General features: G+C 47.4%; 25 protein-coding genes. 14 read left to right on the forward strand and 11 right to left on the reverse strand.

The features are described from left to right. Positions 1-296: 296 nt before the first annotated feature. From ACO0LB_RS00885 to cyoA, 11 genes are all read right to left on the reverse strand, one after another. Complete coding sequence (locus ACO0LB_RS00885; RefSeq protein WP_423045557.1) at positions 297-1364, reverse strand: porin; 1068 nt, start codon at positions 1362-1364, stop codon at positions 297-299. Between the two features lie 207 nt (positions 1365-1571). Beyond that, positions 1572-2879, reverse strand: coding sequence for an MFS transporter (locus ACO0LB_RS00890; RefSeq protein WP_423045559.1), 1308 nt, complete (start codon positions 2877-2879; stop codon positions 1572-1574). A gap of 43 nt (positions 2880-2922) precedes the next feature. Beyond that, positions 2923-3453 carry a gluconokinase gene (locus tag ACO0LB_RS00895; protein ID WP_423045560.1) on the reverse strand — a complete coding sequence of 177 codons (531 nt, stop codon included), beginning with the start codon at positions 3451-3453 and terminating at the stop codon, positions 2923-2925. A 307-nt stretch (positions 3454-3760) separates the two neighbouring features. Beyond that, entirely contained in the window at positions 3761-4789 is a 1029-nt protein-coding gene (locus tag ACO0LB_RS00900) for a LacI family DNA-binding transcriptional regulator (RefSeq protein WP_423045562.1), read from the reverse strand. Between the two features lie 201 nt (positions 4790-4990). Continuing rightward, the gene (locus ACO0LB_RS00905; RefSeq protein WP_423045564.1) at positions 4991-5527 is read right to left on the reverse strand and encodes a response regulator transcription factor; all 537 of its coding nucleotides are present in this window, start codon (positions 5525-5527) and stop codon (positions 4991-4993) included. A 15-nt stretch (positions 5528-5542) separates the two neighbouring features. After that, positions 5543-6811: an ATP-binding protein gene (locus ACO0LB_RS00910; RefSeq protein WP_423046116.1), complete on the reverse strand. Its 1269-nt coding sequence runs from the start codon at positions 6809-6811 to the stop codon at positions 5543-5545. A 129-nt stretch (positions 6812-6940) separates the two neighbouring features. Beyond that, complete coding sequence (locus ACO0LB_RS00915; RefSeq protein WP_423045566.1) at positions 6941-7777, reverse strand: SURF1 family protein; 837 nt, start codon at positions 7775-7777, stop codon at positions 6941-6943. Further along, complete coding sequence (gene cyoD, locus ACO0LB_RS00920) at positions 7774-8268, reverse strand: cytochrome o ubiquinol oxidase subunit IV (RefSeq protein WP_423045567.1); 495 nt, start codon at positions 8266-8268, stop codon at positions 7774-7776. Before cyoD ends, ACO0LB_RS00915 begins: the two co-directional genes overlap by 4 nt. After that, positions 8265-8900: a cytochrome o ubiquinol oxidase subunit III gene (gene cyoC, locus ACO0LB_RS00925; protein ID WP_423045568.1), complete on the reverse strand. Its 636-nt coding sequence runs from the start codon at positions 8898-8900 to the stop codon at positions 8265-8267. The genes cyoD and cyoC overlap by 4 nt, the downstream gene beginning before the upstream one ends. Continuing rightward, positions 8893-10899, reverse strand: a complete 2007-nt coding sequence (cyoB, locus tag ACO0LB_RS00930) for a cytochrome o ubiquinol oxidase subunit I (protein WP_423045570.1) — start codon at positions 10897-10899, stop codon at positions 8893-8895. Before cyoB ends, cyoC begins: the two co-directional genes overlap by 8 nt. Before the next feature lie 2 nt (positions 10900-10901). Beyond that, positions 10902-11924, reverse strand: a complete 1023-nt coding sequence (gene cyoA / locus ACO0LB_RS00935; protein ID WP_423045572.1) for a ubiquinol oxidase subunit II — start codon at positions 11922-11924, stop codon at positions 10902-10904. Between the two features lie 145 nt (positions 11925-12069). Here cyoA and ACO0LB_RS00940 point away from each other — a divergent pair, with 145 nt between their 5' ends. The 14 genes from ACO0LB_RS00940 to ACO0LB_RS01005 all read left to right on the forward strand — a co-directional run bounded on the left by ACO0LB_RS00940 (position 12070) and on the right by ACO0LB_RS01005 (position 26299). Next, entirely contained in the window at positions 12070-13422 is a 1353-nt protein-coding gene (locus ACO0LB_RS00940; protein WP_423045574.1) for an MFS transporter, read from the forward strand. 244 nt (positions 13423-13666) lie between these two features. After that, positions 13667-15238, forward strand: a complete 1572-nt coding sequence (locus ACO0LB_RS00945) for an ATP-binding protein (protein ID WP_423045576.1) — start codon at positions 13667-13669, stop codon at positions 15236-15238. Positions 15239-15240: 2 nt separating this feature from the next. Next, complete coding sequence (locus ACO0LB_RS00950; protein WP_423045578.1) at positions 15241-15921, forward strand: response regulator; 681 nt, start codon at positions 15241-15243, stop codon at positions 15919-15921. Between the two features lie 101 nt (positions 15922-16022). Further along, the gene (locus ACO0LB_RS00955) at positions 16023-17900 is read left to right on the forward strand and encodes a potassium transporter Kup (protein WP_423045580.1); all 1878 of its coding nucleotides are present in this window, start codon (positions 16023-16025) and stop codon (positions 17898-17900) included. A 350-nt stretch (positions 17901-18250) separates the two neighbouring features. Next, positions 18251-19300, forward strand: a complete 1050-nt coding sequence (recA, locus tag ACO0LB_RS00960) for a recombinase RecA (protein WP_423045582.1) — start codon at positions 18251-18253, stop codon at positions 19298-19300. 100 nt (positions 19301-19400) lie between these two features. Continuing rightward, positions 19401-19862 (forward strand): recombination regulator RecX, encoded by a 462-nt coding sequence (gene recX / locus ACO0LB_RS00965; protein ID WP_423045584.1) that lies wholly within the window; start codon positions 19401-19403, stop codon positions 19860-19862. A gap of 176 nt (positions 19863-20038) precedes the next feature. Further along, entirely contained in the window at positions 20039-20605 is a 567-nt protein-coding gene (locus ACO0LB_RS00970; RefSeq protein ID WP_423046118.1) for a DUF2889 domain-containing protein, read from the forward strand. Positions 20606-20648: 43 nt separating this feature from the next. Continuing rightward, positions 20649-21830: an ADP-forming succinate--CoA ligase subunit beta gene (gene sucC / locus ACO0LB_RS00975; RefSeq protein ID WP_423046120.1), complete on the forward strand. Its 1182-nt coding sequence runs from the start codon at positions 20649-20651 to the stop codon at positions 21828-21830. Positions 21831-21848: 18 nt separating this feature from the next. Beyond that, entirely contained in the window at positions 21849-22730 is an 882-nt protein-coding gene (sucD, locus tag ACO0LB_RS00980; RefSeq protein WP_423045585.1) for a succinate--CoA ligase subunit alpha, read from the forward strand. Positions 22731-22976: 246 nt separating this feature from the next. After that, entirely contained in the window at positions 22977-23783 is an 807-nt protein-coding gene (locus tag ACO0LB_RS00985; protein WP_423045587.1) for a Stp1/IreP family PP2C-type Ser/Thr phosphatase, read from the forward strand. Between the two features lie 29 nt (positions 23784-23812). After that, positions 23813-24418, forward strand: coding sequence for an FHA domain-containing protein (locus ACO0LB_RS00990; protein WP_423045589.1), 606 nt, complete (start codon positions 23813-23815; stop codon positions 24416-24418). A gap of 174 nt (positions 24419-24592) precedes the next feature. After that, entirely contained in the window at positions 24593-25018 is a 426-nt protein-coding gene (locus ACO0LB_RS00995) for a pilin (protein ID WP_423045591.1), read from the forward strand. Between the two features lie 107 nt (positions 25019-25125). Next, positions 25126-25887, forward strand: a complete 762-nt coding sequence (gene tfpZ / locus ACO0LB_RS01000) for a TfpX/TfpZ family type IV pilin accessory protein (protein WP_423045593.1) — start codon at positions 25126-25128, stop codon at positions 25885-25887. A 106-nt stretch (positions 25888-25993) separates the two neighbouring features. Continuing rightward, the gene (locus ACO0LB_RS01005; protein WP_423045595.1) at positions 25994-26299 is read left to right on the forward strand and encodes a hypothetical protein; all 306 of its coding nucleotides are present in this window, start codon (positions 25994-25996) and stop codon (positions 26297-26299) included. Positions 26300-26303 lie beyond the last annotated feature (4 nt).

The following is a 26303-nucleotide window of genomic DNA, read 5'->3' on the forward strand; positions in this document are numbered from 1 at the left end:
GTGTATCAGTCATCCTGTCGGGATTGTAATGTGCGCACATTCCCTTGAATAGGGATGCTAACGCAAATACGGCGTGATTACCTTGTTAAGCGAATATCTATCGAGGATATATTTTCATCATAGATACCCTGATTGACAGGCAAGCACCAGACGTGCTACCCGCGTTTACTTGCAAGGTGCTGAAAAAATAAGCAGAAAAGGCCGCTAGCGGAGCAGCGGCACGATGAACTCAGAAGTGGTAATACAGGCGTGACGGTTACCGACCAGTCACGCAAAAGTGGTGACTGGCGACGTTATCAGAAGCGGTGGCGCAGGCCGATGGTGAACTGTTTGTTGCCGATTCCCGGCTCTTCACTATTGCCTTCTGTATAAGCAGCACCGTTGTGATTGCGGATAACGGCGTAAGAGGTATACAAATCGCTGCGCTTCGACAAGGCATACATATACGCCAGGGCATATTGCTGCGCATCCTGATTCAATGCGGTTTTATCATCTTTACGAATATACGTGGCAACGACGGTGCTTGCTCCAAATGGCGCAGAGACGCCCAGCATCAGATCAGTGCTATCGGTTGACGCTGTTGGTGCGATGCCGCCAAAACTGGCGGCAGTATTATTCAGTGCAGCGCTGTTCGTTCCTTTGTTGACGCCATAGCCAAAAAACAATTTGGCGACACCAAAATCATAGTTGGCGCCCAGCAAGGTATTTTTTGCAGAACTGGTATTTTTGATTGCCGCAGTGTCATTGTTTTTTGTGTGATAAGCAAGACGGAATGTCAGCGGTCCTTGGCTGTAGCCGAACGATGCGCCCATTGCGCGACCAGCCGCATTGTCACCAGCGACTTCACCGGCGGCTATCATCAGATCACCACTGAAACCCTGAATAGGGGCGCTTCTGAATAACACAGAATTACCAGCACGAAATCCGGTCGCAGCCATCAGATTATTGGAGCGGGCGATACCATTGCGTAAGGGGTCGACGACGGTATTGAGCGTGGTGAAGAAAGGAGTATCTTGCAAGCCCAGAGTGATCGTTCCCAGATGATTACTTAATCCCACAATCGAGGTACGGCCAAACAAGGTGCCGCCTTGCGTCGAGCTGCCATTATCTGCGTGGATTCCACCTTCAAGAACAAATAGCGCAGAGAGTCCCTGACCCAGGTCTTCATTGCCACGAAAGCCAAACCGGCTCTGGGTTGCCATGCCGCTGGTCAATCGGGTGGAGGTACCGCTGACGCCACCCTGATCAACCGAGACACCAACGTCCATCACGCCATATATGGTGAGGGCTGATTGTGCAAATGCTGAACTGCTGATGATGCCAGCGCTGATGGCGGTGCTGATGACGAAGGTCAGTTTTTTCATGAATGTCTCCTGAGGATGATTGAAAAGAGCGCAGGTATCCTCTGCCCTGTGGACTCGTTTCTATTTTTTTGAAAGTGCAGCGATATTGTTATCGCCGCCGAGGTATATGAATGCTGATGCAGGCTGCTGCTTGAGTTTGCTTGCTGTTGCTTAGTCATCTGACAGCAGATATGTACTAAGAAAATCTGCTGTCAGATCAGAGCGCGGTCAGTGTGTCGATGCGGTGCTGACTGGATCGGGAATAGGTTCAATTTTGCCGAGAACAAAGACAAAAGAAATGATGCCAATTAAAAGAATGACACCGGCTACAAAAAATGCATTGGTGAAAGAATTGGTAGCGCCGACGATCATGCCAGTTACAATCGGTGCCGCTGCGCCCATCAGGTTATTCACAAAATTCATGATGCCACCGATGGTTCCCGCGCCGCCCTTAGGGGCGATCAGGGATGGTAATGACCAGCCTACCGGTGCTGCCGATGCCAGCCCACCCAATGCGATTGAAATCCAGAAAATAGCCCAGACCGGATCGACTGTTTGTGTCGCCCCAAACACGGCCAGACCAAACAGCATGCCGATGATGAGTACACCTTTTCGTACCTTGGATTCGTCAAATCCACGAGATACCAGATGATCGATGAGCCAGCCGCCAACGAATAAGTCTGTGATCGTGGCAAATACCCAAGGGATTGCTGCATAGCCGGCAGATTTTAAGATGCTCATGTGCATGGTCTGCACCAGATAGCCAGGCAACCAAGTCAGGAACAGATAAAATGAGTAGCCGTAAGCCGCAAAACCAATCGTCAGACCCCAGACTTTTGTTTGCGTTAATAAATAACCCAACATGCCAATCGCACTGGTATCTGCTTTTCCTTCAGGTGCTGCGCCACCTTGTTTGATGTAATCGTATTCTACTTTGGAGAGATTTTTATCCTGGCTTGGGTCGCGGTAAAACACATAAAACAGAATGAAGTAAGAAAAGCTCAACACAGCAGTAATACCAAAACCCCAGCGCCAGCCAAAACTTACAATGGTGACAGCGATCAGCGGTACGCCAATCACATTCGAAAATTTGGCAGCAGCATCAAAAATCGCCGTAGCCAATCCGCGTTCGCTGCGCGGAAACCAGTAGCCAGTTGCTTTTGAACTGACAGGAAACGCTGGCGCTTCCGCCACACCCAACAGAATACGAGCAATAAAAATTCCCGCAAAACCGCTGGAAAAAGCAGTGATGGTGGATGCTACACCCCATAAAAATGCACCCCAGCGACCAACACGGGTGGGGCCAAATCGATCCAGTACCATGCCGACCGGGATCTGCAGCGTGGCATATGACCAGGCAAACGCACTGAACAGCAAGCCAAGCTCTACGGGGCTAAGTTTAAAAAGTTCCTGTATTTGTGGTGCGGCAACTGACAAGCCGATGCGATCAATATAGTTAATCAATACGCCAACACCCAGCAGGGCGCCTATGCCCCAGCGTCGGCGTGGAATTTTCTGAGTAGGAACTGCATCCATGTTTGTCTCCTTGAATGAGGGGGATTTGTTATATGTATCAGCGTCAGGCCGACAGGATTTGAGTAATCAGTACATCGGGGGCAGGATTGATATCCAGCTGGATTCCTTGCTCGTCGGTATCCAGTAACTGCAATGCCAGCAACTGGCTATCCAGCAGGGAGGTGGGCATGAAGTGATTGCCACGCGCTTGCATGCGCTGTGCAATGAGCTGTCGGTCGCCATGCAGATGTACAAAAAATAAATCAGCATCAGCTTCCCGTAACAGATCACGATAAGCGCGTTTCAGTGCCGAGCAAGAAAGCACCAGTCCGGCGTTATCGGACTTGGCGCTGGCAAGCTCAGACTTTAAACATTGCAGCCACTCCGCGCGATCTCTGTCATCCAGCGGGATTCCTGCTGCCATTTTTGCGACATTCGCCGTGGTGTGATAGGCATCGCCTTCAACAAAGCGCACATTCAGCTGTTGCGCCAGGCGTTGCCCGATCTCACTTTTGCCACAACCGCAGACACCCATGATGACCCAGCGCTGTTGGCGGGCAAGAGGGGTATCTGAAATATTTATCGTATCGACCACAATTATCTTTCATCTGAAGGAATTTATTTGTTAGCGCTAACATTTGATGATCATTTTAATGAGCCGCCAATATTTGTAAAGAAAAAGTGATGCTGCTGTGCAGCAAAGCTCACGTTCGCCAGAGGGAAATTTTGGCGATCAAAAAGGTGGGATGCTTGCAGAACGAATGTGTCGATGTCTGAACTTAGACGGAGGACGTGCCGCCATGGCTGATGGCGACGATCTTCGTGGTCAGTTGGCTGCTATATCGCTGACCGTCTCATTGGTTGTCTCATTGATCGATTCGGTGGGCTTGTCAGCAAGCGTATTAAGCGCTTTCGCGTGCCATCAAGGTGAATCCAAGATCAATTTTGGTGTTGGCTGGCAGTTCTTTTTTAATGATTGCCCTTAGCAGATTTGCAGCTTCAAATCCAATCCGGTAGCGCGGGGTGCTGATGGTGGTAACGGAGGGTTTCATCCATGCGGATGCGGGTAGGTCATTGAATCCACAAATCGCCATCTGCTCGGGTACGGCAATGCCACGTCGCTGGCACTGATAAATGGCGCCATGCGCCAGATCGTCATTGCAGCAAAAAATCGCATCGCAGCCAGGCGTATTTGCCAGCATCCTGCCTAATAATTCTGCGCCGAGCGCGATGGTCGATGGGTCTGGCACCATCAGCTCCAGTCTGGCGTCAAAAAGGCCTGCCTCTTGCATGGCTTTGCGATAGCCTTCAGCGCGTTTCAGCGTTCGCTCGTCCAGTTGCGCCCCCATAAATCCTATCTGCGTATGTCCTTTATCGATCAGATAGCGAGTCATCGTGTAGCCAGCTTGCAATTGCGAGAAGCCAACAGAAAATTGATCCTTATCCGTCGCTAAATCCATCATGGATACAATAGGAATCTGCGAGTCATCGAGTATTTGCTGAACGCGTGGACTATGGCTCATGCCGGATAATAAAATTCCATCCGGATTAGATTGCAGGTAAATCCTAAGTAACTTCTCCTCTTCAGCATCGGAATAGCGTGTATTGCCGATGAGTATCTGATAATGATCTTTGTCCAATGCATCCTGGATGCCGGCCAGCACATCAGTAAACACGGCATTTGACAGTGATGGCACCAGCACGACAATCACGTTCGATTGCGCTGTTGCCAGGGCGCGGGCGGCGCGGTTTGGCACATAGCCTAATTCAGAGACTGCCTGCTCAACCCGTTGCCTCAAAACAGCAGAAACCATGTCTGGCTGACTCAGTGCACGCGAAGCCGTCATCATGGCAACACCTGCTTTGATAGCGACATCTGCCAGCGTGATTTTCCCGCTGGCACGTCCTTTGATGGGGGAGGGCTTATTCATCTTGTGATATGTAAATTTGATAGCGTTAACATTAATAATGCAGGTGTTTATTCATCATAGAAATGTTAACACCCATGTTCCGCTTTGCGGTGAATGTTTTTACCGGATAGCGCCATCGCTGCTGGTATGGCGTAGTCGTGATCGTGTTGTTGCCGTATCTGGTCTGTCGCTTTTATAACGTTTGTAATGCCGGTATCGATATTATTTGATACGCTGTTTTTCCAGTTTGCGTGCCAATGTGCGGCGATGCATGCCCAAACGTCTGGCAGTTTCTGAAATATTAAAATCGGTTTCGACCAACACTTCATGAATGCGCTCCCATTCCAGATTTTTGATGGAGGTGGAGCGATTAGTCAGCTCAATGTCAGCCGCGCCGGCAACATGACCAAATGCCGCTTCAATATCATCCGTATTCGACGGTTTGGCCAGATACTGACAGGCTCCCAGTTTGACTGCTTCCACCGCGGTAGCAATGCTGGCAAAGCCTGTCAGAACAACAATCAGCATGTCCTGATGATGTTTGCGCAGCAATTGAACGCAGGCCAGACCGGATGAGTGGCCATTGAGCTTTAAGTCAACGACAGCATAGGCAGGCGTATGTGTTTCGAGGATTTTTTCAGCATCTTCCAGACTTGTTGCGTGCAATACGGCATAGCCGCGGCGCTCAAATGAACGCCCCAGCGTACGGGCAAAAGCGGTATCGTCCTCAATGATGAGCAGGAGGCGACTTTCTGGCATAGTCATTTTCCGGTGTTAAAGCATGATGGCGGAGAGGGGCAGGGTCAGGCTGACCATGGCACCCCCAGTTGCACAGTTTTGTGCCTGCATCTGACCGCCGAGTTTGCGTGCGACGTTGACGACAAAAAATAAACCAAGGCCGCTGCCAGGGCGATTTTTTGTCGACTGATAAGGTTCGCCGATACGCGGCAAGATGGCCTCAGAGAAGCCACGACCATGATCACGGACTTCCAGTATTAGCTGGTCGTTGTCACGTCTGACTTCCAGTTTCAGCCATTCAGGCGATGCTTCCAGCGCATTATCCAGCAGATTGCAGATCATTTGCTTGAACGCGGTATCAAATACGATAGGGACATCGGTTTCAATCTGGTTGTCGAACTCAAAATGGACGACAGGTCGTGTAGCGATAAACTCGTTTGTCAGTTCATCCAGAAAACGTTTGATCGTGGTTTTGACAGCAGATTCGCCACGTGCTTCGCCTGCTGATAGAAGAATACCGCTGACGATACTTTTACAGCGTTGCAACTGAGTCTGCATTTCGCTGATTTCTTCGAGTAGCTCGGGATTTTTACTGAATTCCGGCATGCGTCGCCAATCACCGAGAATGACGGAGAGGGTTGCCAGCGGTGTTCCCAGTTCATGCGCTGCCCCGGATGCCAGCAATCCCATGCGAACGATATGATCTTCTTCGATTGATTGTTGTTTCAAATCTGCCAGTTGGGCATCGCGTGCATGCAGATTGCGACCGATGCGGGTGATAAAAAATACCAGCAATGCAGCATTGAGCATAAAGCAGATCAATAAGCCCGCCACATACAGGTTCGACAGTCTGCCTTCGTCGCCGTGAGGCAGTAGCAATGGCTCAGAAAACACGGATAGCCCAGCCAATCCCAGACTAGAAAATATGACAATGATCCAGGTAGACCAGGGCGCAAGCAATACCGCACTGAGAATGACTTGCAGGAGGTACAAAAACGCGAAAGGGTTAGTCGTTCCTCCACTGAAATACAATTGCGCAGTCAGACTGGCAACATCGATCAGTAGCGCGAATAATAACTCACCATTCGTGACAAATTGCCGCTCATGCCAGCGCAAATGGCTGGCAATGTTAAAGCCGATCAGACAGATCAGCACATACAACATTTTTACCAGCGGCAGGGGAATGCCGAACTGCGCCGTCACAATCAATATGGTGGACAATTGACCGAATACGGCAATCCAGCGTAACTGGATCAGTTGCAACATATTTTTATGGCCAGCCGATTTTTCGTACTCGATTGCCATGGCTGATTGCGCATGAGCAGCCGCCAGGGTTTTATCGGGTAGCCCTGAACTATGTATCATTCCCGCCATATCCTTTGGTCATCTTATTTTTCTGTGTCGACTACTGCTGTTATCTCTTTTGCGGAAGGTTTAGCTTCTGCGTCCTTGCCTGACGATGTATAGCCAAGCCGCGGCTGTCATCAGCGCGAGAGAATACCAAACAACAGCATAAACCAAATGATTATTATGGAACTGAACAACCGTCAAACCACCGACAGGAGAACTGCTGTCCTGTTTTTGCAGATCTGATGTCAGCAAGCTGCTTGCATCGGCATCGATAAAATAGGGCGCTGTATCAGACAGGCTCAGACTATTGGCAATTGCGGTCACATCACGTGAAAACCATTTGTTGGCAGATACCTGATTACGCTGTAACAATGAGCCCCCCGGCTCACTGATGCGGAGCAGACCGACTACCTGTGAAGGTGGCGTTATATCGTCATGTTGCTGTTGTGTCTGTTGTGTATGCTGCTCATGTTGATATTGCAATGCCATTTTTTCTGGGATATAGCCACGATTAATCAGCACGATGCAGCCGTTATCTGTTTTCAGTGGGCTCAATACCCAGAAGCCTCTGCCGAATTGGGTTGATGCCTGCACCAGCGTATTTTTATGTGGCAGAAATTTTCCCGCAACGATCACATGTCTGTATTCATCAGATTGTGCGTTGACAGTTTGCCTGCAGTCAGGAGCAGGAGAAGGGGATGCATGTACGCGCTGCTCTACGCGTTCGATGAGGTCAAGCTTCCATTGCAAACGTCGGATCTGCCAGGTTCCTAAACTGAGAAAGCTGATAAACGACAAAGCCATTAAGGCCAACAGCAGTAGCCTTAATGGTTTGCGGGAGACCGTGGAGGCCCGACTGATGTCGGGCGCTGCACTGTCAGTCGGTTCAGCCTGGTCTGATCTCAGATCCGGCGAGTTCATGGCATGGTGCGCATGTTTTTCATTTCGCCAGCAGGAGCAGGCATAGTCGGAGTGGTTGTGATGGATTCCGGTTTGGTTTCCATTTCGTGCATCATGCCTGGCATCATGTTGTGGTTCAGGTGATACATTACCCAAAGCGATCCACTCATCATGATCAGTACCAGCATTGCCGTAAACAGCAGCGCCAGCATAGACCAGCCACCTTCTGACTTGCCATTCATGTGTAGGAAATACACCATGTGTACCACAATCTGAACCGCAGCAAAACCAAGCAAAACAAGGCCTGTAGTGCTGGATTTATCAAACACTTTACCCATCACCAGCCAGAATGGAATCGCCGTCAGTATGACTGACAGAATGAAACCAGCAGCATAACTTTTCAGGCTGCCATGATCGGCATGCATGTGATGTGCATCGTGGCTGTCGTGATGGTCATGTCCATGGTGACCGTGTCCGGAGGCCAAATCCGCGTGATCATGATGCGCGCTCATGGCAACACTCCCATCAAATAAACAAAGGTAAATACACCAATCCAGACCACGTCCAGAAAGTGCCAGAACATCGACAGGCACATCAGGCGACGGTTATTTTCTGCTGTCAGACCGTGCTTGCCAATCTGGAACATCAACGTAATCAGCCAGATAATACCGAAGCTGACGTGCAGACCGTGTGTTCCGACCAATGCGAAGAACGAGGTCAGGAAGCCACTGCGCTGAGGTCCTGCACCTTCATGTATCAGGTGCATGAATTCATACAATTCCAGTCCGATAAAGCAGGCACCGAGAATCCCGGTCACCGCCAGCCAGATGAGTGTGGCACGACTGCGTTTGCGCTGCATTTCCAGCATGGCGAAGCCATATGTAATCGATGACAGCAACAACAGTGACGTATTGATGGCAACCAGCGGCAGATCAAATAGTTCTGCGCCAGTCGGGCCGCCGGCATAGCTGCGACCCAAGACGGCATAAGTTGCAAAAAGACAGGCGAAAATCAGGCAGTCACTCATCAGATAAATCCAGAATCCCAGCAGGGTGCCGTTTTCAGGATGATGATGTTTGACGTTGTAATGAGTGTCTGGCAGAACACTCGCCGCGTTGTGAGAAAAATGTGTTGTATTAGACATAACTGGCATCCAGCAAACGGGTACGCTCATTTTCTGTACGGATTACTTCATCTTCAGGAATGTAGTAATCACGATGGTAATTAAAGGTGTGTACGATGATGGCGATCATCATGACGACAAATGCTGCAACTGCTGGCAACCACATCTGCCAGATCAGAGCAAAGCCCAGAGCTGCGCTGATAGCGGCGATGATGAAGCCCGCACCTGTATTTTTAGGCATATGAATCGATACAAAACCTTCTTTTGGGCGGCGATAGCCATTGCTCTTCATTTCTGACCACGCATCATTGTCGTAAACACGCGGTGTGAAAGCAAAGTTATATGCTGGTGGTGGCGAAGATGTTGACCACTCCAGCGTACGGCCACCCCATGGATCACCAGTGAAATCACGCAAGGAGTCACGGCGCATATAGCTGACAACCAGTTGAACGATGAACGAAGCAATGCCCAGTGCGATCAGGACGGCACCAAACGCAGCGACCTGGAACCAGATTTGCAAAGAAGGATCTTCAAAGTGGCTCAGACGACGGGTAACGCCCATCAGACCTAATACATATAAAGGCATGAAAGCGAAGTAGAAACCGATAGTCCAGAACCAGAAACAGCATTTGCCCCAGAAATTATCAAGCTTGTAGCCAAATGCTTTCGGGAACCAGTAGTTGATACCGGCAAACATACCGAACAATACGCCACCGATAATCACGTTATGGAAGTGAGCAATCAGGAACAAACTGTTGTGCAGAACAAAATCTGCTGGTGGAACTGCAAGCAATACACCTGTCATACCACCGATAACGAAGGTAATCATGAAACCAATCGTCCACAACATCGGCAATTCAAAACGGATGCGGCCTTTGTACATGGTGAATAACCAGTTGAAAATCTTCGCTCCAGTTGGGATCGAGATAATCATCGTGGTAATACCAAAGAACGAGTTAACACTTGCTCCAGAACCCATTGTGAAGAAGTGATGCAGCCATACCAGATAGGACAGGATAGTGATCACAACGGTTGCGTACACCATGGAGGTATAACCGAACAAACGTTTTGAACAGAAGGTAGAAACGATTTCAGAGAAAATACCAAACGCTGGCAAGACCAGAATGTACACCTCAGGATGACCCCAGATCCAGATCAGATTCACGTACATCATGGAGTTACCGCCCATGTCGTTTGTGAAAAAATTGGTGCCGAACATACGATCCAGTGACAACATCCCCAATACTGCCGTCAGCACAGGGAACGCAGCGACGATCAACACGTTGGTACACAATGCAGTCCATGTGAATACTGGCATTTTCATCATATTCATGCCAGGCGCACGCATTTTGATGATCGTGACAATCAGATTGACACCCGACAGCAATGTTCCGACACCCGCGATCTGCAATGACCAGATATAGTAATCCACACCCACATCAGGGCTAGACAGAATGCCAGACAGTGGCGGATATGCCAGCCAGCCTGTGCGGGCGAACTCACCGACAAACAGAGAAGCCATCACCAGCATGCCGCCAAAAGCGGTCATCCAGAAACTGAAGTTATTCAGGAAAGGGAAAGCAACGTCACGTGCGCCGATTTGCAAAGGCACAACGTAGTTCATCAGACCAGTCACCAAAGGCATGGCGACAAAGAAAATCATGATAACGCCATGTGCCGTAAAAATCTGGTCATAGTGATGCGGTGGCAGGAAGCCAGTGGAGTCACCAAAAGAGATTGCCTGTTGTAAGCGCATCATCAGCGCATCGGCAAAGCCGCGCAGCAACATGACGATGGCAAATATGATGTACATGATACCAATACGCTTGTGGTCGATACTGGTGAACCAGTCGCGCCACAGCACGCCCCAGAGGCGGAAGTAGGTAATTGCAGAAAGCAAAGCAATGCCACCCAGTGCAACGGCTGCGAAGGTGACTAACAGGATAGGTTCATGGAGGGGAATCGCCTCCCAGCTGAGACGGCCAAGTATCAGCTTTGTTAAATCAATATGGTCTTGCATCTTTATTTCCCGATATTAAAAGCGGTCGCGCTACATACTTCGGCGTCTGTCTCTGCAGAAAAACGCGCCATCGTGTTTTGCTTGCTATTACTTGCATACATGTTGCTGAAGTTGGCGTTAGCCCTAGCGTTCATGGTCATCATTTTGTCCATGCAAATCTGATTGCCATCGACACAGCGATTGACGATCGCGTGATACAGATCGGCATCTACTTTTCCGTAGCGACGTACGGCATCACGGATGCTTGGTTTTTCCAGATCCAGGTAACCTGTACGGTTCAGTGTTGTTGTGCTGGCTTTGTTCAGTGCAACCCATTGATCAAACTTTTCATTGCTCAAGCCGTGAAACTTGAAGTGCATGTCAGAGAAACCAGCGCCGCTATAGTTGGCTGAAAAGCCTTCGAATTCACCAGGTTTGTTGATCACCGCGTGCAATGTTGTTTCCATACCCGGCATTGCATAGATTTGCCCTGCCAGTGCTGGAATGTAAAACGAGTTCATGACACTGGAGGCAGTGATTTTGAAGCGAATAGGCATATCGACTGGCGCTGCCAATTCGTTGACCGTCGCAATCCCCAAATCTGGATAAATAAACAACCATTTCCAGTCAAGTGCGACGACTTCCACATTTAAGGTCTTCGTTTCAGCAGTGACAGGCCGGTTTTCATCCAGACGTGACAACTTACGGTAAGGGTCCAGCGTATGGGTGCTGATCCAGGTAATCAGCCCCAGCGCAATAATGATCAGAAGCGGAGCGCCCCAGATCACGAGTTCAAGCTGCGTTGAGTGATCCCAGTCAGGCTCATAGGGAGCGCTGGTATTGCTTTGTCTGTATTTCCAGGCAAAAAAGATGGTCAGCAGGATAACCGGCACGATGATCAGTAACATCAACAGTGTCGAGACCCAGATGAGGTGGCTTTGCTGTGCAGCGATGTCGCCAGAAGGGTTCATGACGACGGTGTTGCATCCTGCCAACAAACCGATAGTCAAGAGAGCCAATCCGCGACGAGCGAATAATGCAGTCATGTTGAGATATATCAATACGTATAAAAATTTGTGCTAATGTACTCTTACGGGCATACCTTGGCGATTGGACGTTTTGTCCTACCTTTCTGAGCACCTGGAAAGGATGGCATTCGTCGATTGTTTAACTAAAAATACAGAGACAATTATGGCCATCATCAGCAGCAACGAACTGCACACACAATTTCAGGTAAATTCCTCTGCGAATTCGACTCAGCCTGCCAGAAACACCCGATCAGACCACTCATCAATTGCTCCAGGGGAACTCGCGATTGGTGTCGTCATCGGACGCGCTTCCGAGTACTTTGATTTCTTTGTTTATGCGATTGCATCGGTACTGGTATTTCCTTCGGTTTTTTTTCCATTTGAGCCAAAACTTGAAGGAACGCTGTATTCGTTTGTCATTTTTTCATTCGCTTTTCTGGCACGTCCATTTGGTACCGTGATTTTTATGGAAATCCAGCGACGACTGGGGCGTGAGGCCAAATTGACCATGGCGTTGTTCTTACTCGGGCTCTCAACGGCAGGGATTGCCTTTTTGCCTACGTTTGCGCACCTGGGCATGACTTCCTTGATTCTGTTGTCCCTGTTGCGCATAGGGCAGGGGCTGGCTCTGGGGGGCTCATGGGATGGCTTGCCGTCGTTACTTGCATTAAATGCCCCAGAAAATAAGCGAGGCTGGTATGCCATGCTAGGGCAGCTTGGGGCGCCAGTCGGCTTTATGATCGCAGCAGGTTTGTTTGCTTATCTTTTATCCAATATTTCTACTGAAGATTTTTTAGATTGGGGCTGGCGCTATCCGTTTTATGTTGCTTTTGCGATCAATGTTGTCGCCTTATTTGCGCGTTTGCGACTGGTCTCTACGAATGAGTACCGTCATTTGCTGGATGAACGGGAGCTGGAACCAACCGGTATTGTCGAAATGACGCGCTCTCAAGGCCGTAATCTCTTGATTGGTGCGCTTGCTGCGTTGGCTAGTTATGCTTTGTTTCATTTGGTCACCGTATTTCCACTGTCATGGATTACGATTTATTCCGAGCGCTCTCTGAGTGGCTTTTTGATGATACAAATGGCTGGCGCAGCGTTAATGGCTGTCGGTGTGGTGGTGTCTGGAATTGTGGCGGATCGTTTTGGGCGTCGGCGTACACTGGGCAGTATTGCATTATTGATTGCGATTTTGAGTGGCTTTGTCCCAACGCTGCTCAGCGCCGGTGATATCGGTGAGAATGTGTTCATCCTCATGGGGTTTGCTGTTCTGGGATTGTCTTATGGACAAGCATCCGGTGCTGTGACGGCAAATTTTTCGACAAAATACCGTTACACTGGTGCTGCACTGACATCTGATCTTGCCTGGTTGGTCGGTGCGGGTTTTGCGCCGCTGGTTGCACTTGGTTTATCTTCACACTTTGGTCTGGAATATGTCAGCCTTTATCTCTTGTCTGGCGCAGCCTGCTCACTGGCTGCATTAAGCCTGAATCGTGCGCTGGAGATCCGGAACTAAGCATGGACTCAGCAGGAACTGACTCATTGTGAAGAATGTAGGTGATTCCGTTTGGCTTTTTGGGAGACTTAAAAAAACTCCGATAACGTAACGGTTCAATAAAATAAAATGCCCGACAATGAATGTCGGGCATTTTTCATGTCAGGGTGTGATTTATACGGCGTCTCAAGGTGTGATCAGCACTTTTTTGTCGTTACTCTCATTCCTTAAGAGATTCTACTGTCGGCTATGGTAGCCTGAATATATGAAGAAATTAGCCTCCCTGCTCCGATTGCAGTATCGTTTTTTGCGCGATACTTTCTTGCTGCTTCTGTTGCTGGCAATAGCAACATTCATCAGTTTCGTCCTTGACCACGCAGTGTCATTGGTCAGCCAGTCCATGTTTTATGTGCTGGCCGTTGTGATTGCTTCGTACTATCTGGGATGGGGCGCGGCGATTGTTTGCGCGCTGAGTGCTGTTGCCGCATTGAATTTCTTTTTTGTTCCCCCACGCTGGACATTTCAGGTTGAGCATACAGAACATCTGATTGCATTGGCAACGATGCTGGTACTTGCATTAGTGATTAATCGCTTGTCTTCAGGGATGAGACGTGAAACGGAAACAGCACGTTTGAATGAGCGACGAGCGCGGCAGTTGCAGCGCCTGGCGATTGAATTAGCAGAGGCGAATGAGCCGGCAGATGTTGTGGCTTTGGGGAAAAAGGCACTGACAGAAGCATTTGCTGGTGAGCACGTTATTTTGTTGGCCGGAACTAATGGAAAGCCCGCTGTTATTACGATGGCCTCGTCGACAGGATCAAATTCGTCGGCAGTCAGCGACATAATCCGTGATGGGCTTGCTTGTTGTATGCAAGAAGTGGCAGTGATCGGCGCTGGTACCGGCCGTTGGTCTGAACTGGATGCGTGGTATTTACCGCTTGGTGAGTCTGCTCGCGGTGTTGCGCCTGCTGGCGCAGTGTGTATACAACAGGTGTCAGCAGAAGATGAGAGTGGCAGGGAGCACGCATCGGCTTTGTGTTCTATCCTGGGGCAAGCATTATCGCGTTTGCAGCTCCGGTCTGCGATGCTGATTGCACGTGGTGAAGCCCAGCGGCAGCAATTGCAGGGTATTTTTCTGGCAGCAATTTCTCATGATCTGCGCACGCCACTTGCGGTGATTGTCGGAGCCGCATCCGCTTTGCAATTGCAACACGATAAATTACATGCGGATGAGCAAGAACGTCTGTTAGCAAGTATTGCCAGCGAAGCGGCGCACTTATCGACACTGACTGAAAATACCTTGCAACTGGTTAGTTTGTCGAATTCATCACAAACATTGCGACGTGACTGGGAATCAATGGAAGAAATTATCGGCACTGTTCTGGCACGTTTACGTCAGCATGACCCTGAGCGACGCATAGTATGCCGTTTACAGGATGGTTTGCCCTTGCTTAAACTTGATCCCGTGTTGATTGCGCAATTAATTACAAACTTACTCGACAATGCATTGAAATATACAGAGCAAAGTGTTTATCTGACGGTTGGTTTGTCGAAAGATGATTCTGGACAAGAATGGATGCTGATTGCTGTAAAAGACCGGGGAGCTGGAATTTCTGAACAGGAGCAACAGCATATTTTTGAACCCTATGCTCGTGGAGACCATGCGGATCGGGCCACCCAACGTGGCTCTGGATTGGGCTTGGCGGTGTGTAGAGCGATTGCGCAAGCCCATCAGGGCGATTTGGTCTTGCGGCGCCGTAGCGGGGGGGGGAGTAGTTTTATTGTTAGTTTGCCAGTGGATGCTGCTCAGCCAGTCGCAGCGGAGGATAGGCTGTGAGCATGCGTGTGCTGATTGTCGAGGATGATAAAGAAATCCGTGCTTTGATGCGGGCATCCTTGTCTGTCGAAGGCTTCGATGTTCAAACGGCGGTGTCTTTGAGTGAAGCAACTGCCATGTTGAATAACGCTGTGCCAGATGTGTTGCTGCTCGATCTCGGGTTACCTGATGGTGATGGTGCAGATTTGGTGCGGGAAGTTCGTCAGCGGCATAGTTTTCCTATTCTGGTCATCTCGGCCAGGCATCAGGAAGCACAAAAAATTCAGTTGCTGGATGTCGGTGCTGATGATTATCTGACCAAGCCTTTCAGTATTGGTGAATTACTGGCGCGTATACGCGTCGCACTGCGGCACCGTGGCACTGCACTATCTGCAGCGGTGACTGAGTACAAACTCGATGATTTGCAGATAGATCTGAATACGCGCCAGGTGATTCTCAGACAGGCAATTTTGCATTTGACAAAAACAGAATTCAATCTGCTTGCGCGCCTGGTCCGCAGTAGTGGCAAGGTCGTTACGCACCGGCAATTACTGCTTGACGTATGGGGGGATGAATATGTCGATCACACGCATTATTTGCGTCTGTATATGGCGCAATTAAGAGCCAAGATCGAAATCAACCCAGCGGAACCTCGCTACCTGCTTACTGATACAGGCGTGGGTTATCGTCTGGCTGTGGTGTAGTCGCAACGGTTTTCGGTGGAGTGAGCATTTCAGATTTTCCTTATGCTTTCCTAATACCGATGCGCAGATAGTGGCAATCTGATCAATTTTTCAGGATAGTTATGAGTAAACATTCTGGTCGCGAAAGTATTGCAGCACTCACTCTGGGCGCTTTGGGAGTGGTGTATGGTGATATCGGTACAAGTCCCTTGTACACCATGAAAGAAGTATTTAGTCCCGCTACGGGGGTACCTCTGGATTCGGTGCATCTGATTGGTGCCGTGTCGGTCATTTTCTGGGGCCTGATGATGGTTGTCAGTCTCAAATATGTTTTGCTGATACTACGGGCAGATAATCGTGGTGAAGGCGGCATCATGGCACTGACAGCGCTCGCAGCAAAGGCCGCAGGTGGAACTGGCCAGCAACGCGTGGTGCTATTGTTGACCGGTGTGTTTGGTGCTGCCTTATTTTATGGCGATAGCATTATTACTCCGGCAATTTCTGTTCTCAGTGCTGTCGAAGGTATGGAAGTCGCTTCAACCAGCTTTAAACCCTACGTTTTGCCGATTTCTATTGCTATTCTGATTGGCTTGTTTGGTGTGCAGCGCTACGGTACGGCTGTCGTTGGTAAATTGTTTGGTCCTGTGATTGTTGTCTGGTTTGGTGTGCTGGCAGCAACGGGTATTGTCGAAATTATTCAGCAACCTGCCATACTGGCTGCGCTCAATCCTTTATATGCCATCCGGTTTTTGACATCGCAAGGATGGCATATTTTTGTTGTTGTCGGTGCAATTGTGTTGGCATTCACTGGTGCCGAAGCCTTGTACGCGGATATGGGACATTTTGGAAAGCGTCCGATTCAACTGGCCTGGGCTGGTTTGGTATTACCTTCGCTGGCGATCAATTACATGGGGCAGGGTGCTTTATTAATGCGCGATCCGGCAGCGATTGAAAATCCATTTTTCCGCCTTTTCCCTTCTGGTTTACTGATACCAGCCGTGATGCTGGCAACCGTGGCGACAGTGATCGCATCGCAGGCAGTGATTTCTGGCGCATATTCCATGACGAAGCAGGCGATGCAACTGGGTTTGCTGCCTCGCATGCAAGTCAACTTCACCTCTGCCAAGGAAATCGGCCAAATCTATATGCCGGGCGTTAACTGGGTCTTGCTGGCTGGCGTGCTGTTGGCGGTGCTGGGATTCGGCAACTCATCGGCAATGGCTGCTGCATATGGTATTGCTGTGACCGTCACCATGTTAATCACTACGATGCTGACTTTCTTTGTGATTCACCACGGTTGGAAATTACCCTTGCCAATCGCAATCAGTTCGACAGCAGTATTTTTGACACTCGATATTTTGCTGGTGTTATCGTGTTCTCTGAAATTTTTTCAGGGCGGCTGGTTTCCGCTGGCAATGGGAGGAGCGATTTTCCTTGTCATGGCAACCTGGCGTCGCGGCCGCGAATTGCTGATCGACAGTATTCGGCATAATGATCCAGAATTGTTGCCCTTCATTACCGCTTTGTCTGGCGATAGTATTCCACGCTCTTCACGCACAGCAGTCTATGCAGTAGCGAATCCTGAAACTGTCCCGCAGGCATTAATTCATAACCTCAAGCACAATCAGGTATTGCATGAACGAAATCTGATTTTGACGGTGGTATTTCATGATGTGCCGTGGATTCCTTTTGAGGAACGGGTTCAGGTTGAGCCATTGGCACCAAGTTTCTGGAGCGTTAAAATCAATTACGGTTTTAAAAACACGCCTGACATACCTAAGGCACTTGAATTGTGCCAGGCGCACGGGCTGGCGTTGAATTTGTTCGAAAGCTCCTACTTTTTGAGTCGCGAAATCGTCGTGCCAACCAAGGGTACGGGCATGGCTCACTGGCGAGAAATATTGTTCGCCATCATGTCGCGCAATTCTGGCAGTGTGGTGGATTTTTTCCGTTTGCCAAATAACTGCGTCATTGAATTAGGTACCAGAGTCCAAATCTGATACTGCAGTTGCCCCGTCTCAAATCAACGCCAGCGTGGTTTTGAGAGCAGATGCCGCCAGATGACACTAGTTATCGGCGGCATTAATGTTTGTGTGTGAAGTAAGCTGACAAATAACACGAGTTTGGTTGTAAATGATTTTTGCTTCGAAGACCGCATAAAAATTACACTTTCTTCTCAATATTCAGTTTTGAATGCATGCACCGATTCTTGATAGCAGAGATTTTTAAAATGTCGCTTGCATAAAGTACTGTTTTTTTATACAGTACTGAAAAACGCAGAAACGATCTTGTATTTATCTCGAATCTCTCTGTATCTCTCTATTACGCGGCTCATCAAACGAAAGAATTTATGGACGATAAGAAACCGGATAACAACTCTGAAAAGAGCAAAGCACTGGCTGCAGCACTAGCACAAATCGAAAAGCAGTTCGGTAAAGGTTCAGTGATGCGTATGGCCGATGGTGCAGTAGTGGAAGAAATACAAGTTGTTTCTACTGGTTCATTAGGTTTGGATATCGCTTTGGGCGTTGGTGGTTTGCCACGAGGACGTGTTGTCGAAATTTACGGACCAGAATCTTCGGGAAAAACAACTCTCACGCTACAAGCTATTGCTGAAATGCAAAAATTGGGTGGCACTTGCGCCTTTATTGATGCTGAACATGCCCTGGATGTCGGATATGCGCAAAAACTGGGTGTCAATTTAAATGATCTTTTGATTTCTCAGCCAGACACTGGCGAGCAGGCATTAGAAATTACTGATGCTTTGGTACGTTCCGGCAGTGTGGATCTTGTTGTCATTGACTCGGTAGCAGCATTAACACCACGTGCCGAAATTGAAGGCGACATGGGAGATTCCTTGCCGGGTTTGCAAGCACGTCTGATGTCTCAGGCATTGCGTAAATTGACTGGCAGTATCAAGCGTACAAATACGCTCGTGATTTTTATTAATCAAATCCGAATGAAGATCGGTGTTATGTTTGGTAGCCCTGAAACAACCACAGGTGGTAATGCACTGAAGTTCTATGCGTCTGTTCGTTTGGATATTCGCCGTACAGGGTCAATCAAGGCAGGTGACGAGGTTGTTGGTAACGAAACAAAAGTGAAAGTGGTTAAAAATAAAGTTGCACCTCCTTTCAAAGAAGCGCATTTCGATATCATGTATGGCGAAGGTACATCGCGTGAAGGTGAAATTCTCGATTTAGGTGCGGATGCAAAAATTGTGGAAAAAGCGGGAGCTTGGTATAGCTACAATGGGGAGCGCATTGGCCAAGGTAAAGACAACGCGCGTAATTACCTGAAAGAGCATCCTGAATTGGCATATGAAATTGAAAATAAAGTACGTGCCCATCTTGGTGTACCGATTCTGCCACCAATCAATATAGAAGGCAGTGTTGCCTGATCAATGTTTTTGGGATGTAGCATTAATTATTAAATAAGTATCAAATAAATATTAACCGGCATTATTTTTCATTAAATAATGCCGGTTTTTAATTTTCTCCATGAAACCAAAAATCAGTTTGAAAGCCAGAGCGCTCAGATATTTGTCTATGCGTGAGCACAGTCGTCTTGAGTTAAGGCGCAAACTATTATCTTATGTTGAAGAAACTGATGATATTGATTCAATACTGAATTGGCTGGAACAATCACAATTTCTTTCCTCTGAGCGATTTTCTGATTCTCTGGTTCATAGGCGCTCATCCAGATTTGGTAACCATCGTATTTTGGCAGAGCTGCAAAGTCATCAACTCCATGAGGAAGATGTCAACCGGGTCAGGCAGGTCTTAATTGGAACAGAGGCGAGTAGGGCAATTGATGTATTGCATAAAAAATTTCCAGTTGCCCCGATAGATCAGACTGAGAAATTAAAGCAATCCAGATTTTTACAACAACGCGGATTTTCAGGTCGAGCCATACAAGAAGCCTTGCGTGCAGGGCGTCTTGAGGATGAGGCGTTGTCATAAATCGGCTTATATAGACTTACGTAGCGTAAAAAATAAGCGTGGTAAGTGAGTTCCTGAATTAGCTGTGCTAAAATCCTGAGGTTTTTTGCAGCGCCGCAGGAGCGGCTGTTATCGTAGAAACTGCGGTAACGACACGCAATTGTGGCTACTTATATCTATAGTCGCCAGCAGGCATGATGCCATTATCTTCACCGACAAAGCGCACATTGAGACACACACGCGCAATCTGCATCGATGCATATTCGCGCGATGATGGATTGTGGGATCTTGATGCACGCATTACTGATCACAAGCCTCGTGACATACATTTGGCTTCAGGCATTCGCCAGAATGGCGAGGCTTTGCACAACCTTACCCTGCGCATTACTATTGATTTGCAACTGAATATTGTTGATGTTAACGCCGTTTCTGATGCGGTTCCTTATCCAGGTTACTGCGAAACGATCTCTCCCGAATACCGAAAACTCATTGGTCTCAACTTAATGCAACAGTTTCGCCAAAAGCTTAAGGAGCGTATGGCAGGTATTCATGGGTGTACACATTTGACAGAGTTGGCACAAATTCTTCCTACCGCTGCAATGCAAGCCTTTGCAGGGGACGTGATCGACACGCGCGACGGCGCGAGTGATTCCAAAGAAACCAAACAACCGTTTCAGCTTGATCGTTGCCATGCACTTCGTCTCGATGGGCCAGCGGTTGTGCAATATTACCCGCGTTGGGCAAAAAAAATGCCTGATGCATAATCACCCAGCTAGTTTGTTTATTTAATTATTTATACCTCAGTGTCTGAAGGGAAGTCGTATGAAAATCCATGAGTATCAGGGTAAAGAAATCCTCCGTAAATACGGAGTGACCGTACCGCGCGGTATCCCATGCATGTCCGTTGAAGAAGCAGTCAAAGCGGCTGAAACTCTGGGCGGACCAGTTTGGGTCGTAAAAGCGCAGATTCACGCTGGTGGCCGTGGTAAAGGCGGCGGCGTTAAAGTTGCTAAGTCCATCGAGCAAGTGCGTGAATACGCAGATGCGATCATGGGGATGCAACTGGTGACGCATCAAACTGGCCCTGAAGGCCAAAAAGTACGTCGCCTGTTGATCGAAGAAGGTGCGGACATCAAGAAAGAACTGTACGTGAGTATGGTGACTGACCGTATTAGCCAACGCGTGGTATTGATGGCGTCTTCTGAAGGCGGCATGGATATTGAAGAAGTGGCTGAATCCCATCCAGAGCTGATTCATTCCATCGCGATTGATCCGACTGCTGGTTTGCAAGATGCAGAAGCGGACGATATTTCCCGCAAAATCGGTGTGCCAGAAGGCTCTATCGAAGACGCACGCGTTCAGTTAAAAGGCTTGTACAAAGCATTCATGGAAACAGATTGCTCTTTAGCCGAAATCAATCCTTTGATCTTGACTGGTTCTGGCAAAGTGATCGCTTTGGATGCGAAATTCAATTTCGATGCAAACTCTTTGTTCCGTCAACCAGAAATCGTTGCTTACCGCGATCTGGATGAAGAAGATCCGGCAGAAATCGAAGCCTCCAAATTTGACTTGGCTTACATCTCCCTCGACGGCAATATCGGTTGCTTGGTCAACGGTGCTGGTCTGGCCATGGCAACCATGGATACCATCAAACTGTTCGGTGGCGAGCCTGCCAACTTCCTCGACGTAGGTGGTGGTGCAACAGCAGAAAAAGTGACTGAAGCATTCAAGATCATGTTGAAAAACCCAGGCTTGAAAGCCATCCTGGTGAATATTTTCGGTGGCATTATGCGTTGTGACGTGATTGCAGAAGGCGTGATTACTGCGTCTAAAGCAGTGTCATTGCAAGTACCTTTGGTTGTACGTATGAAAGGCACAAACGAAGATATCGGCAAGAAAATGCTTGCTGAATCCGGTCTGCCTATCATCGCAGCTGACACGATGGAAGAAGCAGCGCAGAAGGTTGTTGCCGCTGCTGCTCAAGCTTAATTATCGCAAGGAATCACTATGTCCATCCTGATTAATAAAGACACTAAAGTCATTACCCAAGGTATTACTGGCAAAACAGGCCAGTTTCATACCCGTATGTGCCGTGATTACGCAAACGGTCAAAACTGTTTCGTTGCAGGCGTCAATCCTAAGAAAGCTGGCGAAGACTTCGAAGGTATTCCAATCTACGCGAACGTTACTGAAGCAAAAGCAGCAACTGGTGCAACAGTATCTGTTATTTATGTTCCACCAGCAGGTGCAGCAGCAGCGATCTGGGAAGCAGTTGAAGCGGACCTCGATCTGGCAATCTGTATCACTGAAGGTATCCCTGTCCGTGACATGATGATGTTGAAAGACCGCATGGCTAAAGCTGGTAGCAAGACAAAATTGCTCGGCCCTAACTGCCCAGGTCTGATCACACCAGACGAAATTAAGATCGGTATTATGCCAGGTCACATCCACCGTAAAGGTCGTATCGGCGTGGTTTCCCGCTCTGGTACATTGACTTATGAAGCGGTTGGTCAATTGACAGCGCTTGGCTTAGGTCAATCTTCTGCAGTTGGTATCGGTGGCGATCCAATCAACGGCTTGAAACATATCGACGTCATGAAGATGTTCAATGATGATCCAGATACAGATGCTGTCATCATGATCGGTGAAATCGGCGGTCCAGATGAAGCGAATGCTTCCTACTGGGTACGTGACAACATGAAGAAGCCGGTTGTTGGCTTCATCGCTGGTGTGACTGCACCTCCAGGCAAACGTATGGGTCATGCTGGCGCATTGATCTCCGGTGGTGCTGATACTGCGCAAGCGAAATTGGACATCATGGAAGAATGCGGTATCAAAGCAACTAAGAATCCATCTGAAATGGCGCGTTTGTTAAAAGCGATGCTGTAATATTTACAGATGTATATTGCTGAAAAAGCCGCGTTTTCGCGGCTTTTTTTTCGGTTATTTTGCCCAGTAGGGATATCAAGTGCAAACTGGTTTTCTTAATGTTAAGCTTCTTCATAGCTATCTGCGGTATAAATCAAATGATGAACTTTACGTTATCGTGATCGCTTTTAAGAGATTTTGTAAATTGACATTTTTTTGACCCTTGTTCGACATAATCGGATGCATAAGATTGAAATAATTTAATCCATGGTCTATCAGCGTTTTATAGAGTTTGCAGCCTTATCTGATACGGGATTGGTCAGAGAGCATAACGAAGATGCAATTGTTGTTTGCTCTGACTACGGCTGTGTGATTCTGGCTGATGGTATGGGGGGCTACAATGCAGGAGAAGTTGCAAGCGCGATGACAGCGCAAATTGTGGCTGATTTTCTTTGTAATAAGCTCGATGGAATTTGGTTCCCAGTATGGGGATTACGTCCTGCGCATTTTGCGCATTGGGTGATTGATGCTATCGCACTGGCGAACCGTCAAGTGATGTTGGCGGCGCAAAATAATGCCGCGTGTGTCGGCATGGGAACGACTATTGCACTCGCGTGTTGCCTGCACGATAAATTGATTGTTGCACATGTTGGTGACTCTCGAGTGTATCGTTATCGAAGCGGTGTATTGGAACGAATGACTCAGGATCACTCTGTATTGCAGGAGCAGATCAATGCTGGTCATATCAGTGAGGCAGATGCAAGATTCTCTAATATTCGTAACCTGATTACTCGTGCAGTGGGCACGCAAGCTACCGTTGATGTTGATGTCAGTATCCATCCCATGCGGGAGTCAGATTTGTATATGATCTGTTCGGATGGATTGACCGATATGCTAAGCCATGATGAAATTCAGTCCATACTCAGGTTGCAAGCAACAAATTTAAGCGAATGTTGTCAATCTCTGATTGATAGCGCAAACAGAAACGGCGGAATGGATAATTCTTCCGTTGTGCTCTTTAAGGCTGAAACCTTGCAAGGCTCCTCCCTGTTGCAAAAAATATTTTTTCGGTAATACGATTAATTTAAGTGAATGAGAGATTTATGGCGAAAATTATCGTCACATTTAATGGCTTGGTTCAACAGGAATATGCAATCACGAAGCAGCGCATTACGATTGGACGCAGACCAAGCAATGATTTGATCATTGATCATCTGACTGTCAGCGGACAACATGCCGCGATTGATACCACGCCAAATGGATGCTTTGTACTTGATCTGGGAAGTACTAACGGAACGATGGTTAATAGCCAGCCTGTAAAAAAACATCTTTTACAGCAGGACGATATTATTGATATTGGCAAGTACAAACTCAGATTTCAGGAAGATAAAAAAAATCCGTCCGCACCTTCTGCTTCTTCTGGCGCGAAAGAGTCTCCACAGGTAGTAAGATTGGCAAAAGTGAAAGTATTAAATGGTAGCAATGCAGGTAAAGAATTGTCGTTGACAAAGCCAGTGACAACAATCGGTAGCCCAGGCGTTCAGGTTATTGCGATCACAAGACAAGGTAATGATTACGCAATACGCCATGTAGAAGGCAAAATTGCCACTCAAGTCAATGGTGTGGATATCCAGGGGCAGCAACAAACATTGCGTTCGGGAGATGTTGTCGAGTTGGCTGGTACGCAGATGAAATTTGTCTGCACTTAACATCATGTTACGTAAGTGTCAAAAATTGTCAGTTTATCTGACGAAAAATGGCTGAAATATAATATTTGTCACTGATATTGATTGTTTACGTCAGGCGCACGTCTTTAAGTTTATTGGCACGACGTTTGCTAAATGAAGTTGTGGTCATTTTTTTGTTCCTAATCCGGAGGTAATATGAAAGTTATGAAACAAGTACAAAAAGGTTTTACACTGATCGAATTGATGATCGTTGTTGCCATTATCGGTATTCTGGCTGCAGTGGCTTTGCCGGCTTATCAAGACTACACAACGCGTGGTCGTGTTACTGAAGTTTTGGGTTTGATGACTGGTTTTAAACCAACTATTTCTGAGAATATTGCCTCAAATGGCGGCGTGATTGATTCAGCAACAGCTTGTAAAGGGATTACTGATATCACTACTGCAACAACAAACACTGCTTCCGTTACATGTACTGGAAGTGGTGTTTTAACTGGAACTGGTACAGCGAAAGCTCAATCTGCTGTTTTAACGTTGAAGCCTTCTGCAGGCAGTGGCGTTATAAGTTGGACCTGTACTTCCAGTGCTGCACAGGCAAAATTTGTTCCAGCTGAGTGCCGTTAATTTGGTTGATGTTATTAAAAACCCGCCTTTGGGCGGGTTTTTTTATTGTATTTTGCTTATGTTTAATTAGGTATACTTGGAAATATTTTTTAAATTTTTTTTGCAATATGAATATCTACTGCCTTAAATTCAGAGCCTTTGTTTTTCACGGGCTGATATCACTTTGTGTTGCTGCAGTAGTGACGCTAATTGTGACGTTACTCTGGTATCCGACGCCTTATGATCAGTTATGTGGAGGCTTATCGTTATTATTTTTGGTAATAGGGGTTGATCTAATTCTCGGTCCTTTGTTGACATTTGTCGTGTTTGACTTAAAAAAGAATAAGAGAGAATTGATAAGAGATTTGGCGATTGTTGGACTATTGCAATTAATAGGATTGTTATATGGCATGCATACCGTTTTTTTGGCGAGGCCAGTAGCCGTTGTGTTTAATGGAAAGCAGTTCGACGTTATTACACAGGTTCAAATTGCCGAAGATAAATTATTTGATGCAACTCCTGATTTCCGTCGATTATCACTGACAGGTCCTCGCCTGTTGAGCATGCGTGCCGCTAAAAGTGAGAGCGAGCGCATGGATTTGATGGTGTTATCTGTGACGGGACAATTAAGAGGTGCAATGCCCGCGTTTTGGCAAGACTATGCATTATCAAAAGATCAGGTTGTGCGTGAAGCCAGCAGTGTTGATGATCTATATAAACAATATCCGGCCGATACCGCTTTAATTGACGAGCAGATAGCAAAGTCTGGCATTAATAGGAGTCAGGTTATTTTTCTCCCAATTGTTTCTACTCGCAATAGTTGGACTGTTTTATTGAATAAAGATACTGCTGAAATGATCGGTTTTGTTCCCAAAGACGCATTTTTTTAGAAAAATTTGTAATCTTTTTACCTGTTTTAACTCGTGAGACGAAATAACACTTTTTTAATATGAATAGTGTTGGTTAGATACATTTTGAGGAAAGGAAGAATGTTTTATGTTTTTTGATTGGTTCGATGCGGGTAAGTCGAAGGAGTTTGGTATTGCGCTAGCAAATTTTTACGCTGAACGCGAGAAGAAAACAGAATCAGGCAACAAAGGAAAAAAGGAATTTGAACGCAGGCAAAAAGAACTTTTGCTAAAAATGGAACAAAAAGTTGCAGAATTCAAGCTGCAAAACAAGCTGAACGTGTATAAAAAAGCGCAGTTAGGTAACGTATTTAAGTGGCAATTATTGGAGGTCGGTTATACAGATCAGTATGTCGATGACTTGACCCAATGGTTGATGCATCATTTGAAATAATTGA

This window comes from Undibacterium sp. SXout7W (assembly GCF_049339385.1).
GTDB lineage: Bacteria > Pseudomonadota > Gammaproteobacteria > Burkholderiales > Burkholderiaceae_D > Undibacterium.

What these genes read in the sequence shown, in the direction of transcription:
- ACO0LB_RS00885 (WP_423045557.1), bottom strand. Translation starts at nt 1,364, where the DNA reads ATGAAAAAACTGACCTTCGTCATCAGCACCGCCATCAGCGCTGGCATC.
- ACO0LB_RS00890 (WP_423045559.1), bottom strand. Translation starts at nt 2,879, where the DNA reads ATGGATGCAGTTCCTACTCAGAAAATTCCACGCCGACGCTGGGGCATA.
- ACO0LB_RS00900 (WP_423045562.1), bottom strand. Translation starts at nt 4,789, where the DNA reads ATGAATAAGCCCTCCCCCATCAAAGGACGTGCCAGCGGGAAAATCACG.
- ACO0LB_RS00905 (WP_423045564.1), bottom strand. Translation starts at nt 5,527, where the DNA reads ATGCCAGAAAGTCGCCTCCTGCTCATCATTGAGGACGATACCGCTTTT.
- ACO0LB_RS00910 (WP_423046116.1), bottom strand. Translation starts at nt 6,811, where the DNA reads ATGGCAATCGAGTACGAAAAATCGGCTGGCCATAAAAATATGTTGCAA.
- ACO0LB_RS00915 (WP_423045566.1), bottom strand. Translation starts at nt 7,777, where the DNA reads ATGAACTCGCCGGATCTGAGATCAGACCAGGCTGAACCGACTGACAGT.
- cyoD (WP_423045567.1), bottom strand. Translation starts at nt 8,268, where the DNA reads ATGAGCGCGCATCATGATCACGCGGATTTGGCCTCCGGACACGGTCAC.
- cyoC (WP_423045568.1), bottom strand. Translation starts at nt 8,900, where the DNA reads ATGTCTAATACAACACATTTTTCTCACAACGCGGCGAGTGTTCTGCCA.
- cyoB (WP_423045570.1), bottom strand. Translation starts at nt 10,899, where the DNA reads ATGCAAGACCATATTGATTTAACAAAGCTGATACTTGGCCGTCTCAGC.
- cyoA (WP_423045572.1), bottom strand. Translation starts at nt 11,924, where the DNA reads ATGACTGCATTATTCGCTCGTCGCGGATTGGCTCTCTTGACTATCGGT.
- ACO0LB_RS00940 (WP_423045574.1), top strand. Translation starts at nt 12,070, where the DNA reads ATGGCCATCATCAGCAGCAACGAACTGCACACACAATTTCAGGTAAAT.
- ACO0LB_RS00945 (WP_423045576.1), top strand. Translation starts at nt 13,667, where the DNA reads ATGAAGAAATTAGCCTCCCTGCTCCGATTGCAGTATCGTTTTTTGCGC.
- ACO0LB_RS00950 (WP_423045578.1), top strand. Translation starts at nt 15,241, where the DNA reads ATGCGTGTGCTGATTGTCGAGGATGATAAAGAAATCCGTGCTTTGATG.
- ACO0LB_RS00955 (WP_423045580.1), top strand. Translation starts at nt 16,023, where the DNA reads ATGAGTAAACATTCTGGTCGCGAAAGTATTGCAGCACTCACTCTGGGC.
- recA (WP_423045582.1), top strand. Translation starts at nt 18,251, where the DNA reads ATGGACGATAAGAAACCGGATAACAACTCTGAAAAGAGCAAAGCACTG.
- recX (WP_423045584.1), top strand. Translation starts at nt 19,401, where the DNA reads ATGAAACCAAAAATCAGTTTGAAAGCCAGAGCGCTCAGATATTTGTCT.
- ACO0LB_RS00970 (WP_423046118.1), top strand. Translation starts at nt 20,039, where the DNA reads ATGCCATTATCTTCACCGACAAAGCGCACATTGAGACACACACGCGCA.
- sucD (WP_423045585.1), top strand. Translation starts at nt 21,849, where the DNA reads ATGTCCATCCTGATTAATAAAGACACTAAAGTCATTACCCAAGGTATT.
- ACO0LB_RS00985 (WP_423045587.1), top strand. Translation starts at nt 22,977, where the DNA reads ATGGTCTATCAGCGTTTTATAGAGTTTGCAGCCTTATCTGATACGGGA.
- ACO0LB_RS00990 (WP_423045589.1), top strand. Translation starts at nt 23,813, where the DNA reads ATGGCGAAAATTATCGTCACATTTAATGGCTTGGTTCAACAGGAATAT.
- ACO0LB_RS00995 (WP_423045591.1), top strand. Translation starts at nt 24,593, where the DNA reads ATGAAAGTTATGAAACAAGTACAAAAAGGTTTTACACTGATCGAATTG.
- tfpZ (WP_423045593.1), top strand. Translation starts at nt 25,126, where the DNA reads ATGAATATCTACTGCCTTAAATTCAGAGCCTTTGTTTTTCACGGGCTG.
- ACO0LB_RS01005 (WP_423045595.1), top strand. Translation starts at nt 25,994, where the DNA reads ATGTTTTTTGATTGGTTCGATGCGGGTAAGTCGAAGGAGTTTGGTATT.